General features: G+C 31.1%; 19 protein-coding genes, 1 other RNA gene and 2 pseudogenes. 10 read left to right on the forward strand and 12 right to left on the reverse strand.

Features of this window, described 5'->3' with window-relative positions; genetic code table 11:
* Positions 1-23: 23 nt before the first annotated feature.
* The 6 genes from ffs (at position 24) to FBE87_RS00280 (ending at position 1,754) form a co-directional block, all read left to right on the forward strand.
* An RNA gene (ffs, locus tag FBE87_RS00255) (signal recognition particle sRNA small type) lies at positions 24-121 on the forward strand.
* 237 nt (positions 122-358) lie between these two features.
* A complete protein-coding gene (locus FBE87_RS00260; RefSeq protein WP_100620163.1) occupies positions 359-508 on the forward strand; it encodes an anion permease in 150 nt (49 codons plus the stop codon).
* Between the two features lie 222 nt (positions 509-730).
* Positions 731-1,075 (forward strand): anion permease, encoded by a 345-nt coding sequence (locus FBE87_RS00265; protein WP_100621827.1) that lies wholly within the window; start codon positions 731-733, stop codon positions 1,073-1,075.
* Positions 1,018-1,233, forward strand: coding sequence for an anion permease (locus FBE87_RS00270; RefSeq protein WP_052846038.1), 216 nt, complete (start codon positions 1,018-1,020; stop codon positions 1,231-1,233). The genes FBE87_RS00265 and FBE87_RS00270 overlap by 58 nt, the downstream gene beginning before the upstream one ends.
* Positions 1,148-1,411 carry an anion permease gene (locus FBE87_RS00275; RefSeq protein WP_002868357.1) on the forward strand — a complete coding sequence of 88 codons (264 nt, stop codon included), beginning with the start codon at positions 1,148-1,150 and terminating at the stop codon, positions 1,409-1,411. The genes FBE87_RS00270 and FBE87_RS00275 overlap by 86 nt, the downstream gene beginning before the upstream one ends.
* A gap of 121 nt (positions 1,412-1,532) precedes the next feature.
* Positions 1,533-1,754, forward strand: a complete 222-nt coding sequence (locus tag FBE87_RS00280; RefSeq protein ID WP_002887116.1) for an anion permease — start codon at positions 1,533-1,535, stop codon at positions 1,752-1,754.
* A 51-nt stretch (positions 1,755-1,805) separates the two neighbouring features.
* Here FBE87_RS00280 and mnmA read toward each other — a convergent pair whose 3' ends face one another.
* The 4 genes and pseudogenes from mnmA to FBE87_RS00300 all read right to left on the reverse strand — a co-directional run bounded on the left by mnmA (position 1,806) and on the right by FBE87_RS00300 (position 4,997).
* Positions 1,806-2,822: a tRNA 2-thiouridine(34) synthase MnmA gene (gene mnmA, locus FBE87_RS00285; RefSeq protein WP_168977204.1), complete on the reverse strand. Its 1,017-nt coding sequence runs from the start codon at positions 2,820-2,822 to the stop codon at positions 1,806-1,808.
* Positions 2,822-3,427 (reverse strand): TIGR00730 family Rossman fold protein, encoded by a 606-nt coding sequence (locus FBE87_RS00290; RefSeq protein ID WP_002858801.1) that lies wholly within the window; start codon positions 3,425-3,427, stop codon positions 2,822-2,824. The genes mnmA and FBE87_RS00290 overlap by 1 nt, the downstream gene beginning before the upstream one ends.
* Positions 3,428-3,547: 120 nt before the next feature.
* The gene (locus FBE87_RS00295; protein ID WP_002864361.1) at positions 3,548-4,336 is read right to left on the reverse strand and encodes a hypothetical protein; all 789 of its coding nucleotides are present in this window, start codon (positions 4,334-4,336) and stop codon (positions 3,548-3,550) included.
* A 13-nt stretch (positions 4,337-4,349) separates the two neighbouring features.
* Positions 4,350-4,997 (reverse strand): annotated as a pseudogene (locus FBE87_RS00300) (hypothetical protein).
* A gap of 280 nt (positions 4,998-5,277) precedes the next feature.
* Between FBE87_RS00300 and FBE87_RS09145 the strand changes: the two are divergent.
* Both FBE87_RS09145 and FBE87_RS00315 read left to right on the forward strand, forming a co-directional pair.
* Positions 5,278-6,132 (forward strand): annotated as a pseudogene (locus tag FBE87_RS09145) (hypothetical protein).
* Positions 6,117-6,716: a C39 family peptidase gene (locus tag FBE87_RS00315; protein ID WP_002851963.1), complete on the forward strand. Its 600-nt coding sequence runs from the start codon at positions 6,117-6,119 to the stop codon at positions 6,714-6,716. The pseudogene FBE87_RS09145 and the gene FBE87_RS00315 overlap by 16 nt, the downstream one beginning before the upstream one ends.
* A gap of 48 nt (positions 6,717-6,764) precedes the next feature.
* Here the strand turns inward: FBE87_RS00315 and fliY are convergent, their stop codons facing one another.
* Genes fliY through aroQ form a run of 8 tightly spaced genes read right to left on the reverse strand, consistent with a single transcriptional unit; the run spans position 6,765 to position 13,009 of the window.
* Positions 6,765-7,607, reverse strand: coding sequence for a flagellar motor switch protein FliY (gene fliY, locus FBE87_RS00320; RefSeq protein ID WP_002851810.1), 843 nt, complete (start codon positions 7,605-7,607; stop codon positions 6,765-6,767).
* Positions 7,604-8,683 carry a flagellar motor switch protein FliM gene (fliM, locus tag FBE87_RS00325; RefSeq protein WP_002851710.1) on the reverse strand — a complete coding sequence of 360 codons (1,080 nt, stop codon included), beginning with the start codon at positions 8,681-8,683 and terminating at the stop codon, positions 7,604-7,606. The genes fliY and fliM overlap by 4 nt, the downstream gene beginning before the upstream one ends.
* Complete coding sequence (locus FBE87_RS00330) at positions 8,683-9,375, reverse strand: RNA polymerase sigma factor FliA (RefSeq protein ID WP_002851943.1); 693 nt, start codon at positions 9,373-9,375, stop codon at positions 8,683-8,685. Before FBE87_RS00330 ends, fliM begins: the two co-directional genes overlap by 1 nt.
* A complete protein-coding gene (locus tag FBE87_RS00335; RefSeq protein WP_002851727.1) occupies positions 9,356-9,712 on the reverse strand; it encodes a membrane protein in 357 nt (118 codons plus the stop codon). Before FBE87_RS00335 ends, FBE87_RS00330 begins: the two co-directional genes overlap by 20 nt.
* 18 nt (positions 9,713-9,730) lie before the next feature.
* Positions 9,731-10,597 carry a flagella biosynthesis ATPase FlhG gene (gene flhG / locus FBE87_RS00340; RefSeq protein ID WP_002851985.1) on the reverse strand — a complete coding sequence of 289 codons (867 nt, stop codon included), beginning with the start codon at positions 10,595-10,597 and terminating at the stop codon, positions 9,731-9,733.
* Positions 10,590-12,044 carry a flagellar biosynthesis protein FlhF gene (flhF, locus tag FBE87_RS00345; RefSeq protein ID WP_002868362.1) on the reverse strand — a complete coding sequence of 485 codons (1,455 nt, stop codon included), beginning with the start codon at positions 12,042-12,044 and terminating at the stop codon, positions 10,590-10,592. The genes flhG and flhF overlap by 8 nt, the downstream gene beginning before the upstream one ends.
* 9 nt (positions 12,045-12,053) lie before the next feature.
* Positions 12,054-12,527: a 2-amino-4-hydroxy-6-hydroxymethyldihydropteridine diphosphokinase gene (gene folK / locus FBE87_RS00350; protein WP_002859755.1), complete on the reverse strand. Its 474-nt coding sequence runs from the start codon at positions 12,525-12,527 to the stop codon at positions 12,054-12,056.
* A 2-nt stretch (positions 12,528-12,529) separates the two neighbouring features.
* Positions 12,530-13,009, reverse strand: a complete 480-nt coding sequence (gene aroQ, locus FBE87_RS00355) for a type II 3-dehydroquinate dehydratase (RefSeq protein WP_002852001.1) — start codon at positions 13,007-13,009, stop codon at positions 12,530-12,532.
* Between the two features lie 90 nt (positions 13,010-13,099).
* On the opposite strand from aroQ, the gene FBE87_RS00360 reads away from it, so the two are divergent.
* Both FBE87_RS00360 and sppA read left to right on the forward strand, forming a co-directional pair.
* Complete coding sequence (locus FBE87_RS00360; protein ID WP_002851913.1) at positions 13,100-14,329, forward strand: metal-dependent hydrolase; 1,230 nt, start codon at positions 13,100-13,102, stop codon at positions 14,327-14,329.
* Positions 14,317-15,213 carry a signal peptide peptidase SppA gene (sppA, locus tag FBE87_RS00365; RefSeq protein WP_002868363.1) on the forward strand — a complete coding sequence of 299 codons (897 nt, stop codon included), beginning with the start codon at positions 14,317-14,319 and terminating at the stop codon, positions 15,211-15,213. Before FBE87_RS00360 ends, sppA begins: the two co-directional genes overlap by 13 nt.
* Position 15,214 lies beyond the last annotated feature (1 nt).

Raw genomic sequence — 15,214 nt, forward strand, 5'->3', positions numbered from 1 at the left:
TTATGATATAATTTTTAAGCCTTTTCTTAGACCTGTGCAATGCTATTTTTAAGCACCGCTTCAGGGTGGGAACACAGCAGAGCACTTGATTTTAGTGTGTGCCGCAGTTATCTGGGGAAGGGTTTTATTCATTTTAAAATTCCCATTTTTCAATTAGGCTAGCTTTTTTATAAATTAAAAATTTATTTAAAAATTATAATTTTAAGATTTATTAAAATATTAGTTAACTAGAATTTAAGCATTGTAAATTACATTACCAATATCAAAGGATAAACAATGGATAGAAAGAAAATTCCCTTGTTGGTGCTGTGTATTTTAATTGCAACTGTGTTTTGGCCTATACCTACTCCTTGTAGGTTTGGAAGATAATTCTTGGTATTTTCTTGGGCTTTTTATTGCTGTGATTATGGCAGTGATTTTACAAGTAATGCCTTTGGGGGCTGTTTGTATGATAGCTATTGCCATAGTAGCTCTTAGTGGCATTACCACTACCCAATTGAAAATCTAAGTAAAATTTACACCAAAGCTACTTCGAAAACTTCTACGCAACAACTTATTGATGAGACTAAAATTTCCTTTAAATACTTCAGTACTTGATTTTTTATATCAAAAGAGTATAAGATGAAAAGGTAAATACTGCTATATCAAATTTAAAATCTAAAACGGGTATAAAAGACGCTTTAAGTGGTTTTTCAAATTCTCTTATTTAGCTTATAGTTATTCTATTATTGTGGCTCGTGGAGTTATTAAAACAGGACTTGGAGAGCATTTGGCTTATCATTTTATCAGTATTCTTGGTAAAAAAACCTTAGGTATTGCTTATTCTATAGCTTTTTGTGAAACTATTTTAGCTCCAGTTACTCCTTCAAATACTGCAAGAGCAGGGGTTATCATAAATCCTATAGTTCAAGTTATTGCAAGAAGTTTTAAATCCACTCCTGAAGATGGAACACAAAATAAAATAGGCACTTATCTTTCTTTGGTAAATTATCAAGAGCCAATCCTATTTCATCAGCTATGTTTATTACAGCTACAGCTCCAAATCCTTTGGTGCTTTATTTTCTCTCTCCACTAGAAATTAAATCCACGCCTAATGCTTCTACTTTTGCTAAAGATAAATTAAAAGAACTTGTAAAAATGAAAAATAGTGAAAAAATCATGCTCAGTGTTTTTGTCTCGCTTTTACTTTTATGGGCTAGAGCTTTGGGCTTGTTTTTTTGGAATTTCTCTTGATGCGACTAGTGTGGCTTTGCTTGGGTTGTCTTTGGTGTTGATTAGTGGAGTTTTAACTTTTGGGGAAGTTTTGGCCGAAAAAGCTGCTTGGAATACTTTAGTATGGTTTTCAGCTCTTGTAATGATGGCAACTTTACTTGGCAAACTTGGCGTTACACAGTTTTTAGCTGAAGCTTAAGGTGAATTTGCTTCTGCTATGGGACTTGGGGAAATTTCTATTATGATATTTTTAAGCCTTGCTTTTTTATATACACACTATTTCTTTGCTTCCATTACAGCTCATATATCAGCAATGTTTTTTGTTTTTTATAGTGCAGCTTGCCTTAGGAGCACCACCACTTTTTTATGCTTTTATTATGATAGCTTCAGGTAATGTTATGATGGCATTAACTCACTATGCAATAGGAACAGCTCCTGTTATTTTTGGAACAGGCTGTGTAACTCTTAAAAAATGGTGGAGTACAGGTTTTGTGATTTCCATAGTTGATATAGTAGTGATGATAGCTGTTGGGCTTGTTTAGTGGAAAATTTTAGGATTTTATTAATAATTTCTAGGAAGTAATTCCTAGAAATTATTCTATAAAACCACTTGCTATGACTTTATCATGATCATAAAAGACTGCCATTTGTCCGCTAGCAAGCCCATAAACAGGATCTTTTAGGATGATTTTTGCACTTTTATCTTCATAAATTTCTACCTTGCAAGGTGTGGATTTTGAACGATAGCGGATTTTTACTTCGCAATCAAGCTCTTTAGCGTCTATAAAAAGATTGATATTTTTTAGGTTAAATTCACTGATTTTAAGTTCTTCTTTGGTTCCTACGATGATTTGGTTTTGCTTAGGATTGATTTTTAAAACAAAATGCGGCTCATGCGCTCCACGCACTTCAAAGCCTCTTCTTTTGCCTATGGTATAGTGCATATAGCCCTCATGTTTGCCTACTACTTTTCCGCTACTATCTAATACTTCTCCAGAAATTTTTGTATCCATAAACTGATCTAAAACTTGCACATAAGTATCTTCAACAAAGCAAATTTCAGAACTTTCCTTTTGGGTGGCAAAAGATTTTAAAACCTCTATAGTGGAAGCAAATTTTTTCACATCTTCTTTTTTCATTTCGCCTAGCGGAAAAATAAGATATTTTAAAGCTTCTTTATCTGCACTGGCCAAAAAATAGCTTTGATCCTTGCTTTCATCTACTGCGGTTTTTATTAAGTTGTTTTCAAGTCTTGCATAATGCCCTGTGGCAAGTTTTTCACAACCTAAACTTTTAGCAAATTCTAAAAGTTTTCCAAGTTTGATAAAACGGTTACATAAAGCGCAAGGATTTGGTGTTTTACCCTCTTTATAAGTATCCACAAAAGGCATGTAAACTTTGTTTTTAAAATCTTCTTGTAAGTCTAAAATATGATAAGGAATTTGCAAAAAGTTTGCAACTTTTTCTACTTTTTTGATATTTTCTTCGTGATAATTTGGTTTGCCATGAAGTTTCATATAACAACCTATAACTTCATGACCTAAATTTTTAAGTTTATAAGCAGTGACTGTACTATCAACTCCACCGCTCATAGCGACTAGAATTTTCATTAAATTTCCTTTAAAGTATTAATTATAAAATCCAAGTCGTCAGTGATTTTATACTTTAACTCATCTCCTTTAGAAATCACTTCAAGTTTGAGTAAAGAATTTCTGACGAACTCATCAAAACCTCGCCAAAATTCACTCCCAAACAAAATAATAGGAACATCTTTTTTAAATTCTAATTGTTTTAATGTAAGAATTTCACACAATTCATCAAGTGTTCCAAAGCCGCCTGGGAAGATCACAAAAGCTAGACTCTTTTCAATAAGAGCCATTTTGCGTATGGCTAAGCTCTCAAAAGTAATATTATATTCTACAAAATCATTAAGTTTTTGCTCGTGAGGTAAAAATATATTAAACCCTACAGAACTCATTGAATTTGTATTATTTTTTTGTGAAAAAGCACCTTCGTTGGCTGCACGCATAATACCACCACCTCCACCACTTATCACACAAAAACCATTTTGAGCACATTTTTGTGCCAAAATTTTAGCCTGCTGATAATAAAAATTATCTTCTTTAAGTCTTGCTGAACCAAAAAAAGTTACGGCATTTTTTAGGTTTGGTATGTTAGCAAATTTTTCTAAATCTTGGCTTATTTTTTCATTCATTTTTCAACCTTTAGTTAAAATAAATTCCATTCTAGCTAAAAATTTATAATAAGTTCTTTATTATATAAGTTTTAATAGGTTTATTTTATTAAGATTAGGAATTTAAAGACTTTTAAATCCTTAAGCTTTAATATCTATACTTTTTGGTGTAGAATTTAAAGAAAGGATTTTATTAAATTCTCCTGCATCATCATCACTAAATTTCATACCAAAAAGAAGTTCTAATTCTTTACTAGTGCTAAATTTACCTTCTAATAGTTTTTTTACAAGTTCGTTTCTTGTGCTATCATCTTTGTAAGTTTCTTTGTTTTTACTTTCGCCTTGAATGGCTTTGAAGGGTTTTTCACTTTGTTGAGTGATAATTTCATCATCACTAGAAAGCAACATTTTATCACCCATAGCCATTTCGTATTCTTTCACAAATTCATCGTATCTTTGCTTAAAATCTATGTATTTAGTTTTAAACTCATTTAAGCTTAAATCTTTACTTATAAGTGCGTCAAATTCTTTATAAAATTCATCGGCTTTTTTGATGATGTCGTAGCCCAAATGAAACATCTTAGAATAAGAAACAAAAAAACCTAACATCATTTTCTCCGTAGTTGGGTCCCATTTTGTATAAGCAGGATTAAAATCTTTTAAAGGGGATTTTTCTATTTTATTGGGGTCTTTTAAAGCATTTGACTTCATAAAGTTGTTAAATTCTTGCATATCTTTTTTGCTAATACTTTCATCAAGTCCGAATATTTTAGGATTATACTCAAATTTTTTTCCACGATAAGGCAAAGCACCTTCTCCTGTTATAACGGCTACTCCGTGTTTGTTGATTTTAAAATCAATATTTTTATCTTGTTTAAAATTTGAAGTGTTATAATCATAGTTTAAATTTGAGTTTAGACTATTTATCATTAGTTTTTCCTCTTTACTTGATAGAATACCCACCAAGATATCTTTCTAAAAAGTCTTTATAGTTTGAACTGATTTCCTTAACTACTCTGTAATTATTCAAAGACAGGACTTGATTTTACTCTATACCAAGAACCTGATTGTTCGTTGATTACAGCCACTCCATAAGAAAAATACACAAATCTTTTCCCTAAATTAGAAATACCAATATTTCTTTTCACAGTATATCCAAGAAAGTTACGATAAGGGTCATCGCCCACTATACTCATAGTTTCCCAAAGTCTTTTTTGATTGATATAGGAATGCTTACCATTAACCAAACAATTTGTAGTTTCTATACCGCACATTCCACCAAATCGAACAAGTCCTTCTCTATTCCAATAATATTGATCTCCGTTACTATCTTGAAATAAAGTTAATTCCAAATTCCAATCAGGTTTGGCAAAGGCTATAACTTCATTATCACTAAGTCGTTTTAAATAGGTTATATACCCACCCTTCACTTCTTTCATCTCTTCAAGGCTGAGTTCTTTGACACCCGGGCTTGTATCGCTTAAGGCACCTTTTGTGAGTTTAGCTAAAAAATCCTCAGCAAAACAGAACTAGTCAGTAAAGAAGTTAAAGCTAATAAAGCAAAAATCTTTTTCATTGAAAATCCTTTCATAAATTCTTTTTGTAAGTTCTTTAAAACTACTATCGACTTATTCTAGCAAAAGTTTAATCTTGCTTTGAAAGTTAAGTGAATTTTCTTTAAATACTTAAAATTTTATTCTCGGTTTGTTTGCTTTTGTAACAAATTTTCATTTTTATCTTAAATTATATTAAGCAAGTAAAAATATTTAAAGATTTTAAAATATTTTATCTTAGAATAATAAACTTTTCAATATCAAGGATTAAATTTTAAAATTAACTTGAGCTGATTATTTAAAATGTAAGGATTGACAATGAAAAAAATTTTCTTAACATTTATGGTTTTAGTTAATTGTGTTTTTGCTAGTGATGAGCTAAATATAGACAGTTTATTTAAAAAGCAAATAGGCTTAAGAAGCATTACAAGCTTTTCTTTACTTAGCACAGGAAATGCAAACTCGTATTCTCTTTATCCTAATATAACAATAGGCGGAGATCCTACAATTTGGAATGATACAAAGTAGGTGTTTTTAACTCAAACTTTCATTTATACCCTAACACCTAAGTTTGACATACTTATTTCAGGGGGCGGAAGTTATGCAAGACAAGAATATACAAATTTTTTCACAAATGCATATTCCCATAAAGATCGCATAGGATTTGATAATCTATGGCTAGGTTTTATTTATACAGGCGATAGTATTGCAGATTTAATTCCACAAATTACCTTTCAAACTGCAGTTGTTCAAAGAGAAAAAGCAATCAATCAAACCAAAAACTTTTATCTAAAATCACAAAGCTTACAAGCTAGTTTAAGGGGATATAGCGATCCTGTAGTTTATAGTATTTATACAGGGTTTGGTTATAATCAATCAAGAAAATTTAAAACCCTTAAAATAGAGTATGGAAATAGTATTTATGTGGGTGGGGATTTATCTATTATTCTAAGTCCTAAAATTACTTTAGATTTAGGAGCAGAGCAAAGATTTCAAATGAAACAAAAAATCAATGGCTATCAAAATTCTGAAGTGCGTTCTATTCCAACTTTAAGTTTAGGTTCTACTTATAGCATTAATTCAGATACCGCAGTTTCTGTTAATGCTAGTTTTGGAGGAAGCTCTGCTTCTCCTGATAGCATATTTGGGATAAGCTTATGGAAAAAATTCTAAAAATTTTATTATTTTTACCCATTCTTGCTTTGAGTACAAAAGCCGAATGGGTAGTTAAGTCTTATCAAGAAATTAAAAACGAAAGAGTAATAAGACAAACTTATGAGCAATCTTGTGGTGCTTCATCTTTAGCAACTTTACTTAATATACTTGATGATCAAAAAAAGTTTGATGAACTTGAACTTTTAAAGATTATGAGCGGACAAGAACTTTATACGGATATGGTAAGCTTTGCAGATTTAAACGATGCAGTTAAAAAACTGGGCTTTCAAAGCAATTCATATCAAATCAATAGAGAAAACTTGGATAAACTTGTAAATATTCCAATGCTTGTAAAAATTGAAGATGATCCACGCTTTCCACATTTTGTTATAATTATCAATCATAAAGGTAATTATTTACAAGTGCTTGATCCAAGCCATGGAGAATATATAAGTTCTAAAAGTCAATTTTTTAGTATTTGGGATAGATATAATAAAGGTGGTTATGCTTTAATTGTTGCTCCTAAAAAAGAGCTAAAACCTTTTAAGTTAAACACTCCAAAATCTTTACATTTTGATTTCAGCCCTTTTAGTTTGTTTTAGTTTTAATTCGTTTATATTTATTATTCTTAATTTGTAGGCTAAAACTTTTTATCTTAGTTGTTCTAATCTTTCTTTTTTAGAACCAATTTCTGTAATTTGAACGCCGAAGTTACCATCGACAATTACTACCTCGCCATAAGCAATTCTTTTATCCCCAATTAAAATTTCAAGCGGATCGTTTGCAAGTTGATTAAGCTCCACAACTGAACCTATATCCATAGTTAAAACATCTTTTAAAAGCATTTTTTTATTGCCTATACGCACACGAACAGGCAAACGCACATCCATGATAAGATTGATATTTTTAAGCTCTTCGCTAAGCATTATCGCTTTTTCTTCAGTATTGTGATTAGAATCAGTGCTTGTATTTCCTGTTTCAGCAGGTTTCCCGCTTAGGATGTTATGGAGTGTTTGATCCATGGCTAAAGAAACTTGTTCTTCTAAATCGCCTATTTTTACATCATATAAAAATAATTTTTTAAAATCTTTAAAATCTACGCTTTCAGGCACAAATTCACAAGATTCTATGCTAAAATCCATTTTTGGAATGTCTTTTTGGGCTCCTAAGGTTGTAGAAAATGCTGAAATGATATTTTGGATGGCTTCTTTAGCTGCATCCATTTCATCAGGACCTAGTTTATCGTTTTTGGTGATCTCTTCTTCACCCATCATCCATTCACCAATAGCACTCATTAAAATAGCACCAGCTAAAATTCCTATTTTTCCACCATTTGCTATATTAAATATAGCATACACTAAAGGTGCTTTTAAAGTATCGCTTGTATTGACATCAAATTCTTTATATTCGCTAAATTCAGCACTTTTTCCTGTTAAACCTTCAATGGTGCTGATGCATTCATTTGTAAACATTTTTAAAAAATCATTGATCATATTTCTTCATCCTCCTCTTCAGGCTCATCATAAACACTAGCTTTAGCTTTACGCTCTTCTTCGTATTTTTCCAAAATTTCTTTGATTTCATCTTTATCTGTGCGTATAAGTTCTAAAATTTTAATAGATTTTCTAAAACGATGCAATCCAATTTGTGCTAAGAAAACATCTTTTTTATCGATGCTTACTATAGCTTTATCATCTGCTTCTCTATCAAGTCTTAAGATATCGCCTTGTTTAAGTTCTAAAAATTCATGAACATTAATTAAGGTTTTTCCTAAAATTGCCTCATATACCACTTCAGCACGACCGATTAAAGTTTTAAGTTCTTTGTTGCGTGATTTTTTGGCTGAGGTTTCACCCATCATAATATCACGGTTTGCTAAACGGCTTAATATACTTTCTAAATGTACTACAGGATAGCAGATATTTACCATTCCGCTTGAATTTCCTATGATGATTTCCATTACTACCATGATAACAATCTCATTTTGAGATACGATTTGTACAACATTTGGACTTGATTCTTTAGCTTCTATACTAGGATAAATTTCAGTTACGGTAGCCCAGCTTTCTTTAAGTCTTTGCATAATGATACGCAAAATAGAATCAAGCAAATTAAGCTCAATATCCGTAAGCTCACGCGAAGCTTCATAGCTATCACCTTGTCCGCCCAAAAGTCTATCTATCATAGGAAAAGCTATGCTTGGATTGATTTCTAAAACACAGTTTCCATCTAAAGGTTTGATAGAAAAAACGTTAAAACTTGTTGGGCTTGGCAAAGACATTAAAAACTCCCCATAAGTCATCTGATCGACTGAATGAAGTTTAGTTTCAACAATACTTCTCATCATCGATGAAATTTGAGAGGCTAAATTTCTTGCTAATTTATCATGTATGCCTTTAATCGTCCTAAGTTGTTCTTTTGAAACTCTGTTGGGACGCTTAAAATCATATACAACGATATTTCTTTCATCTTTTTCATCTTTTGAATTTGAGGCTATGGGTGTGTCGGTGTTATCATCGACAACTTCAAGTAGAGCATCAATTTCTTCTTGGGAGAGTATCTCAGCCATTACACTAGCCTTTCTCTAAGTTTTTTAAGAAGTTTTTTGTGAATTTGTGAAATTCTGCTTTCACTGATTTGTAAAATTTCACTGATTTCTTTTAGGCTTAATTCTTCATAATAATAAAGCTGAATAATTAACTGATCGCGCTCTTTAAGATCATCTAGCACTTCGTGAATTTTTTCTAAAAGTTCTTCTTTTTCAATTTTTTCTAAAGTATTGTCTTCATTATAAAGTTCGATTTGCTCATCAATGGGCAGGGTATAGCTAATAGCATGAGCTGTTCTTACTTCTTTGATTTTTTCTACATCTAAATCAAGTTTTTTGGCTAGATACTCATCATCAGGTTCGCATTCATGTTCTAAAAAATATTCATCCATGATTGCATCAATATCTTTAATAATTTTACGATTATTTCGACTCATTACATCAAGACTTCTAAGATAATCAAGCATAGAGCCGTTAACTCTTTTTCTTGCAAAACCCCAGAAGTTATCATTTTGTTCTTTATCGTAACGGCGTGAAAGCTTTATCATTTCTTCAACGCCTATGCTAATAAGATCATTAACATCTATACTTGAAGGCAAGCGTTCTTTTAGTCTAAAAGCCATAGCACGCAGAGCTGGCATGTAAGAAAGCACAAGCTCATCTTGCTCTTTCTTTAGCATTTGTGCATAAGCTTTAGGCGGCTCTTTTAGCATTTCTTCGTCTTTCTTTGAATTCATTTTTCTTTAGCTCTTCTCTTTCTTCATTGAGCTTTTCTAAAATTATATCCATTTTCTTTTCACGAATAACTAAATCGTTGATAATATTATTGCTAGTTTTTTCATAATCGTGTTTATTAAAGATTCTGCCACTAATTTTCTTTACATCTATAAAATTCATAATAGCAATATGAACAAAAACATAAAACATAAAAGTAATAAAACAAGTAAAAATCAGTATATCAAAGGCTTCATCTATACTAATAATGCTAAATGCAAGTCCTATAAAAAATCCACAAACAGTGAAAAATGCTACGTAATTTTCTGGCCTCATAATCTCTTCTCTTTATTGCTAAAATCTTTCAATAATTTTTCTAAAAAAACTTGAAAAACTACGATTTGAAACATTATCAAGCACTTTCCGTTCCAATCTATATAAAAGCTTGGAAGCTAGGGCTTTAATCTCATCACTTGAGGCTGTGTTTTCATCGCTAAATAAAGTTCTTTTTTTAATACTACCACTTACATCTTTAGAAGCGCTTAAATGACCTAAGAATTCTAAATTTAAAGGATTTTTAATGTTTGCATCTGCAACTTTTTTAATATTTTCAAAAACTTTTAAAGCTTCATTTTCATTTTTTACAACATTAAAGAGCATTAGTAAATTTTCTTTTGTCTTAGAAGTTGTTTTTATGGTTGCATACGCATCAGTGATTGCTGCAGGATCAGGAACAGTTACTACTATAACTTCATCAGCCATTTCTAAAAAATTTAAAATATTTCCACCAATACCCGCGCCTGTGTCGATAATAAGAAAATCAAGTTCATCTAAAATACTTGCTTGATTTAAAAATCTCTCGTAAATATTTTTATCATTATATTTTAAAATCTCATCTCCACTTTCGCCTGGGATGAGCCATAAATTTGGCTTAACTTCTATTAAAATGTCTTCCAAGGAGCATTCTCCGCGTAAAACATGCAAGAGATTTTTTTGTATGCGTACATTTAAAATGACATCCAAATTTGCCAAGCCAATATCAGCATCAAAAAGCCCAACTTTATAACCATTATTTGCTAAAACATTGGCTAGATTCGCGCTAATCGTACTTTTTCCAACGCCACCTTTTCCACTTGTAATAGCTATAAAATGAGTGTTTTGGGATTTTTTGGTTCCATTTTGACTCATGAGATTGCGAAGTTTATTTGCTTGGTTATTCATTATTTTTTCCTTTGTTAAACCCTTCTAAAATACAATGAACTAGAAAATCACTATTGGCTACTTCTAAATCATCTGGCACTTCTTGTCCTATAGAGAAAAAGCTTAGAGGAATATTTGTTTCATAAACAAGAGAGAAGATATTTCCAAAAACCTTTGTTTCATCAAATTTAGTAATAATCAAAGTATCAATATTTAAGAATGAAAAATTTTTATAAATTTCCATTAAATCTTCATGTTTGGTGTTTGCAGAAACCACTAAATTTACATCAATTTCTGCATTTGAGTGCATTAAAAATTCTTTAGTTTTAGCAAGTTTGCTTTGATCGTATTGTGAATTTCCTATAGTATCAACTAAAATTACTTCGCAATTATTTAAGCTTTTTATCGCTTCATCTAAATCCTTTGGTTCTATGCTATCAATAATAGGAAGTTTCATCATTTTTGCATACTGAAAAAGTTGCTCAACTGCACCGATTCTATAAGTATCAAGCGTAATAATACCTGTTTTATAACGCTTATCTCCATAAGCATAGCGAAAAGCTAACTTAGCTAAGGTTGTTGTTTTTCCGACTCCTGTTGGGCCTACTAGCATCATGATTTTTTGTTTTTTTATATCGCTTTCAACACGACAAGGCAAGATATTTCTTAAAAGTGAGTGAAAATATCTTTGAACCGCATCTTTGTTGGTTTTCATAGCAGCTGGCATATTTTCTATAGTTGCTTTCATAATCGCTTCTAGATGATTTTCAAGCATTCCACTTTCTTTGGCTTGTTTATAAATACTTGCAAATTCAGGAGGTATCATAAGATTTTTTCTAGCTTCAGCTTTATCGTCCCACATCATATCTGCAAGAAGATCTATTTTATCATTAAGCTTGTTGATTTGTTTTTCAAATTGCTTTTCAAAATTTTCTATTTTTTTATTATAATTTGGATTAGGGGTGTAATTTTCTAAAGGTGTGTTTGTGACTTTAGAAATTTCATTGCTAACTTCACTTAGTTTTTCTTTGAAATCATCAAAGCCTAGAGTCTTATTTTGATGAGGGTTGATTTTGTTTTGCGGAAAATCTTGATAGGTTTTTTTAGTTAAGTCATTGTTTTTTACAGTGTTTAAATTTGTATTTAAGCGAGTGTTTGAGAAATCCAAGACTACATCTTCATCTTCTTGAGGGATTTGAGATCTAATTTTTTCTTCTGCAAGAGAGGTAGAAGATGGTTTTGGCGAGCTTTTTTTTGCAGGTAAAGATTTTCCTTGTTTTTTTAAGTGTTCTTCATAGTCGCTTTCTTCTATGGCTACCATAACCTCATAAAGCGCACTGCGATTTAAGGTTTTAGGACGAATTTGTTTATTTGTTATAATTAAAGCTTTATCTCCGTAATCTTCTTTTACTTTGGGTATAATTTGTTCTGTATCTTCAACAGTAAAAGTATGTATAAGTTGTCCCATTTATATTCCTTATATCATGCCTAAAGGCAAAATTACACTCACTCTTTCTTTAACCCCTTTATGAGGCACCTCACACCACTTATCACGCTTGACTTTTTGTGAAAAGTATAAAAGATCTAAATCAAGCGTTCTAGGAGCGTTTTTGAAAGTTCTCTTGCGTTTAAATTTTACTTCATAATAAAGTAAAACTTTCAAAAGTGCTCGTGCATGCAAATTAGTTTGTATCAACATAACAGCATTGGTAAAATCTTTTTGCTCTTTAAAACCAAAGGCTTCATTTATCAACATAGGAGATGTGGATAAAATTTTAAATCTTTTATCATCCATCATTACTCGAAAAAGCATATCAAATCTTTTTTTTTCGGGCTCTATATTGCTTCCTAAGCCTATAAGAGCTAAATATTTAAAAGATCGTATATTTTGACTAAAAAAAGGAAAAAAACGACTTTTTTCAAAGTGTTTTACTCCTTGAATTTTTAGCATTATTATTTATTCGTTTGTTGTGCTTGTTGCATCGCGCGCAAATTTTTTATTTGTTCACAAATTTGAATTATACCCATTAAAGCCAAGTGATAGCCAAAAGGACCAAAACCAACAATAGTTCCAGAACATACAGGTGCTATAAGACTTTTTTGACGAAATTCTTCTCTACGATAAACATTGCTAATATGTACTTCAATTGTAGGCAAAGCTACTGCTGCAATAGCATCGCGAATAGCTACTGAAGTATGAGTATAACCTGCTGCATTGATAATAATTCCATCAACTGTTCCAAGGCATTCTTGAATTTTATCTACGATTTCACCTTCAAAATTACTTTGGAAAAAGTCAAGTTCTACATTATTTTGCGATGCTGCAAGTTTCATTTGCTCGTGAATTTCTTCCATTTTCATAGCACCATAAATTCCCACTTCTCTTACGCCAAGCATATTAACATTTGGGCCTTGGATAATCATTATTTTCATGGATTTAACCTTAAAAATTTATTTTTAACCTTTTATTATAACATTTTAAAAATAAATTTTTGCTACAATATAATTTTTGAAAGGAAAATCGTGTTTATAGTTGCTGCAAGATATCTTTTTTTATGCGATGAAGATTTTACAATACTAGAAAATCAAGCCTTTGTTTTTGAAGATAAAATTTTAGAATTGGGTGAATTGGATAATTTAAAAAAAAAATATCCTAAGGCTAAAATCATCAAAACACCTAAAAATTCGGTTATTTTACCTGCTTTTATAAATCCTCACACACATTTAGAATTTAGTGCAAATTCAACAACTTTACATTTTGGAGAATTTTTAATTTGGCTTAAAAGTGTTATAAATTCTCGTTCCATATTAAATGCACAGGCCAAAGAAGAATTAATACTTCAAAGCATTAAAAAAATGCAAAAAAGTGGTATAGGCACTATAGGTGAAATTTCAAGTTTTGGGAGTGATTTAGATCCTTGCTTAAAGGCTAGTCACAAGGGTATGCGTATAGTATTTTTTAATGAAATTTTGGGTACAAATGAAAATCAAGTTGAAGATAAAAAACAAGAATTTTTAAAAAGATTTGAAAATTCTTTGAAATTTAAAAATGATTTTTTTATCCCGGCAATTTCGATTCATTCTCCTTATTCAACTCATCCTAGTTTGGCTCATTTTGCTCTTGATTTAGCTAAAAAGCAAAATTTACTAGCTAGTACGCATTTTTTAGAAAGTAAGGCTGAAAATATCTGGCTTAGAGAGTCTAAAGGGGGTTTTAAAAAATGGCTTGAAAATTTCACACTTCATCCTAAGCCTCTTTATACACCAAAGGATTTTGTTAAACTTTTTAAAGGAGTAAGGACTCTTTTTACGCATTGTGTTTATCTAAAAGAATATGAATGGTTAGATAAAAATTTACATTCTATTACACATTGTGCATTTTCAAATCGCCTTTTAAGTCAAAAAAGCTTAGATTTAAAAACGGCTTTAAAAAGTGGATTAAATATCCATTTAGGAACCGATGGACTTAGCTCAAATATTTCATTGTCTTTACTTGATGAAATGCGCGCGAATTTGCTTATACATAAGAATTTTGATTTATTAGAGTTAGCCTCTAAGCTTTTGCAAATGGTAACACTTTATCCTGCAAGGGCTTTAAATTTAAATTTAGGAGAGCTTAAAAAAGGTAAAATTGCTGATTTTAACGTATTTGAGCTAGGAGAATGTGATAAAAAGCAAGCTCCTTTGCAGTTTATTTTAAATGCTAAGGAAGTGGATAAATTATTTATAAAAGGAAAAGAATGCAAATTTTAAAATCATTTTTTAAGGCTTTAGGATGCGGTATAAAATTTATCAATACTTATTTTAAAACCTTTGTTTTATTGTTGATTGTTATATGGATTTTAATACCTAGTGCAAATTCAAGCTCTAATCTTGCAAATTTAGAACGCATTGATTTAAAGGGTGAAATTTTTGACAGCTCTGCGGTTTTGGAAAAAATTATCAATGCTAAAAATGATAGCAATATCAAAGGAGTGCTTTTTGTTATAGACTCTCCTGGTGGAGCTTTTGCTCCTAGCATGGAACTAGCTCTAGCTATAAAGGATTTAAAAATTAAAAAGCCTGTGCTTGTTTATGCAAGCGGAACTATGGCAAGTGGAAGTTATTTAGCAGGAGTTGGAGCAAATAAAATTTTAGCCAATCCGGCAAGTTTTATAGGCTCTATCGGTGTGATTATGCAAGGAGCTGATTTAAGCGGATTGGCTAATAAACTCGGTATTAAAGAACAAACTATTCAAGCGGGTGAATTTAAAAGTGCTGGAACTTTTGCAAGAGCTTGGAATGAGAATGAAAGAAATTTTTTACAGGGTTTAATTGATCAAAGTTATGATCTTTTTACAGGTTTTGTTGCCAAGGAAAGAGCATTAGATCTTAATAAAAAAGATCAATGGGCAAATGCAAGAGTGTTTTTAGCTGCCAAGGCTAAGGAGCTTGGTCTTATAGATGAGCTTGGTAATTATGAAAATGCTAAAAAGGAGCTTGAAAAACTTGCTAATGTTTCAAATCCTGTTTGGAAAGAAGAAGATAAGATTGATAAATTTCTTAACCGCCTAGAAGGACAAACATCAAGCTTGATAAGTAAAAGCTTAATCGAAATCGCTTATAAAACTAATAGCAGTTTTATAAACGCTAGATAAA

This window comes from Campylobacter sp. CFSAN093246 (assembly GCF_012889415.1).
In the GTDB taxonomy this organism is placed as follows: domain Bacteria; phylum Campylobacterota; class Campylobacteria; order Campylobacterales; family Campylobacteraceae; genus Campylobacter_D; species Campylobacter_D jejuni.

Coding starts and splice junctions, on each gene's coding strand:
- fliY (WP_002851810.1), bottom strand. CDS start 7,607: ATGATCAATGATTTTTTAAAAATGTTTACAAATGAATGCATCAGCACC.
- flhG (WP_002851985.1), bottom strand. CDS start 10,597: ATGAATAACCAAGCAAATAAACTTCGCAATCTCATGAGTCAAAATGGA.
- FBE87_RS00315 (WP_002851963.1), top strand. CDS start 6,117: ATGGAAAAAATTCTAAAAATTTTATTATTTTTACCCATTCTTGCTTTG.
- mnmA (WP_168977204.1), bottom strand. CDS start 2,822: ATGAAAATTCTAGTCGCTATGAGCGGTGGAGTTGATAGTACAGTCACT.
- sppA (WP_002868363.1), top strand. CDS start 14,317: ATGCAAATTTTAAAATCATTTTTTAAGGCTTTAGGATGCGGTATAAAA.
- fliM (WP_002851710.1), bottom strand. CDS start 8,683: ATGGCTGAGATACTCTCCCAAGAAGAAATTGATGCTCTACTTGAAGTT.
- aroQ (WP_002852001.1), bottom strand. CDS start 13,009: ATGAAAATAATGATTATCCAAGGCCCAAATGTTAATATGCTTGGCGTA.
- FBE87_RS00335 (WP_002851727.1), bottom strand. CDS start 9,712: ATGAGGCCAGAAAATTACGTAGCATTTTTCACTGTTTGTGGATTTTTT.
- folK (WP_002859755.1), bottom strand. CDS start 12,527: ATGCTAAAAATTCAAGGAGTAAAACACTTTGAAAAAAGTCGTTTTTTT.
- FBE87_RS00270 (WP_052846038.1), top strand. CDS start 1,018: ATGTTTATTACAGCTACAGCTCCAAATCCTTTGGTGCTTTATTTTCTC.
- flhF (WP_002868362.1), bottom strand. CDS start 12,044: ATGGGACAACTTATACATACTTTTACTGTTGAAGATACAGAACAAATT.
- FBE87_RS00330 (WP_002851943.1), bottom strand. CDS start 9,375: ATGCTAAAAGAGCCGCCTAAAGCTTATGCACAAATGCTAAAGAAAGAG.
- FBE87_RS00295 (WP_002864361.1), bottom strand. CDS start 4,336: ATGATAAATAGTCTAAACTCAAATTTAAACTATGATTATAACACTTCA.
- FBE87_RS00290 (WP_002858801.1), bottom strand. CDS start 3,427: ATGAATGAAAAAATAAGCCAAGATTTAGAAAAATTTGCTAACATACCA.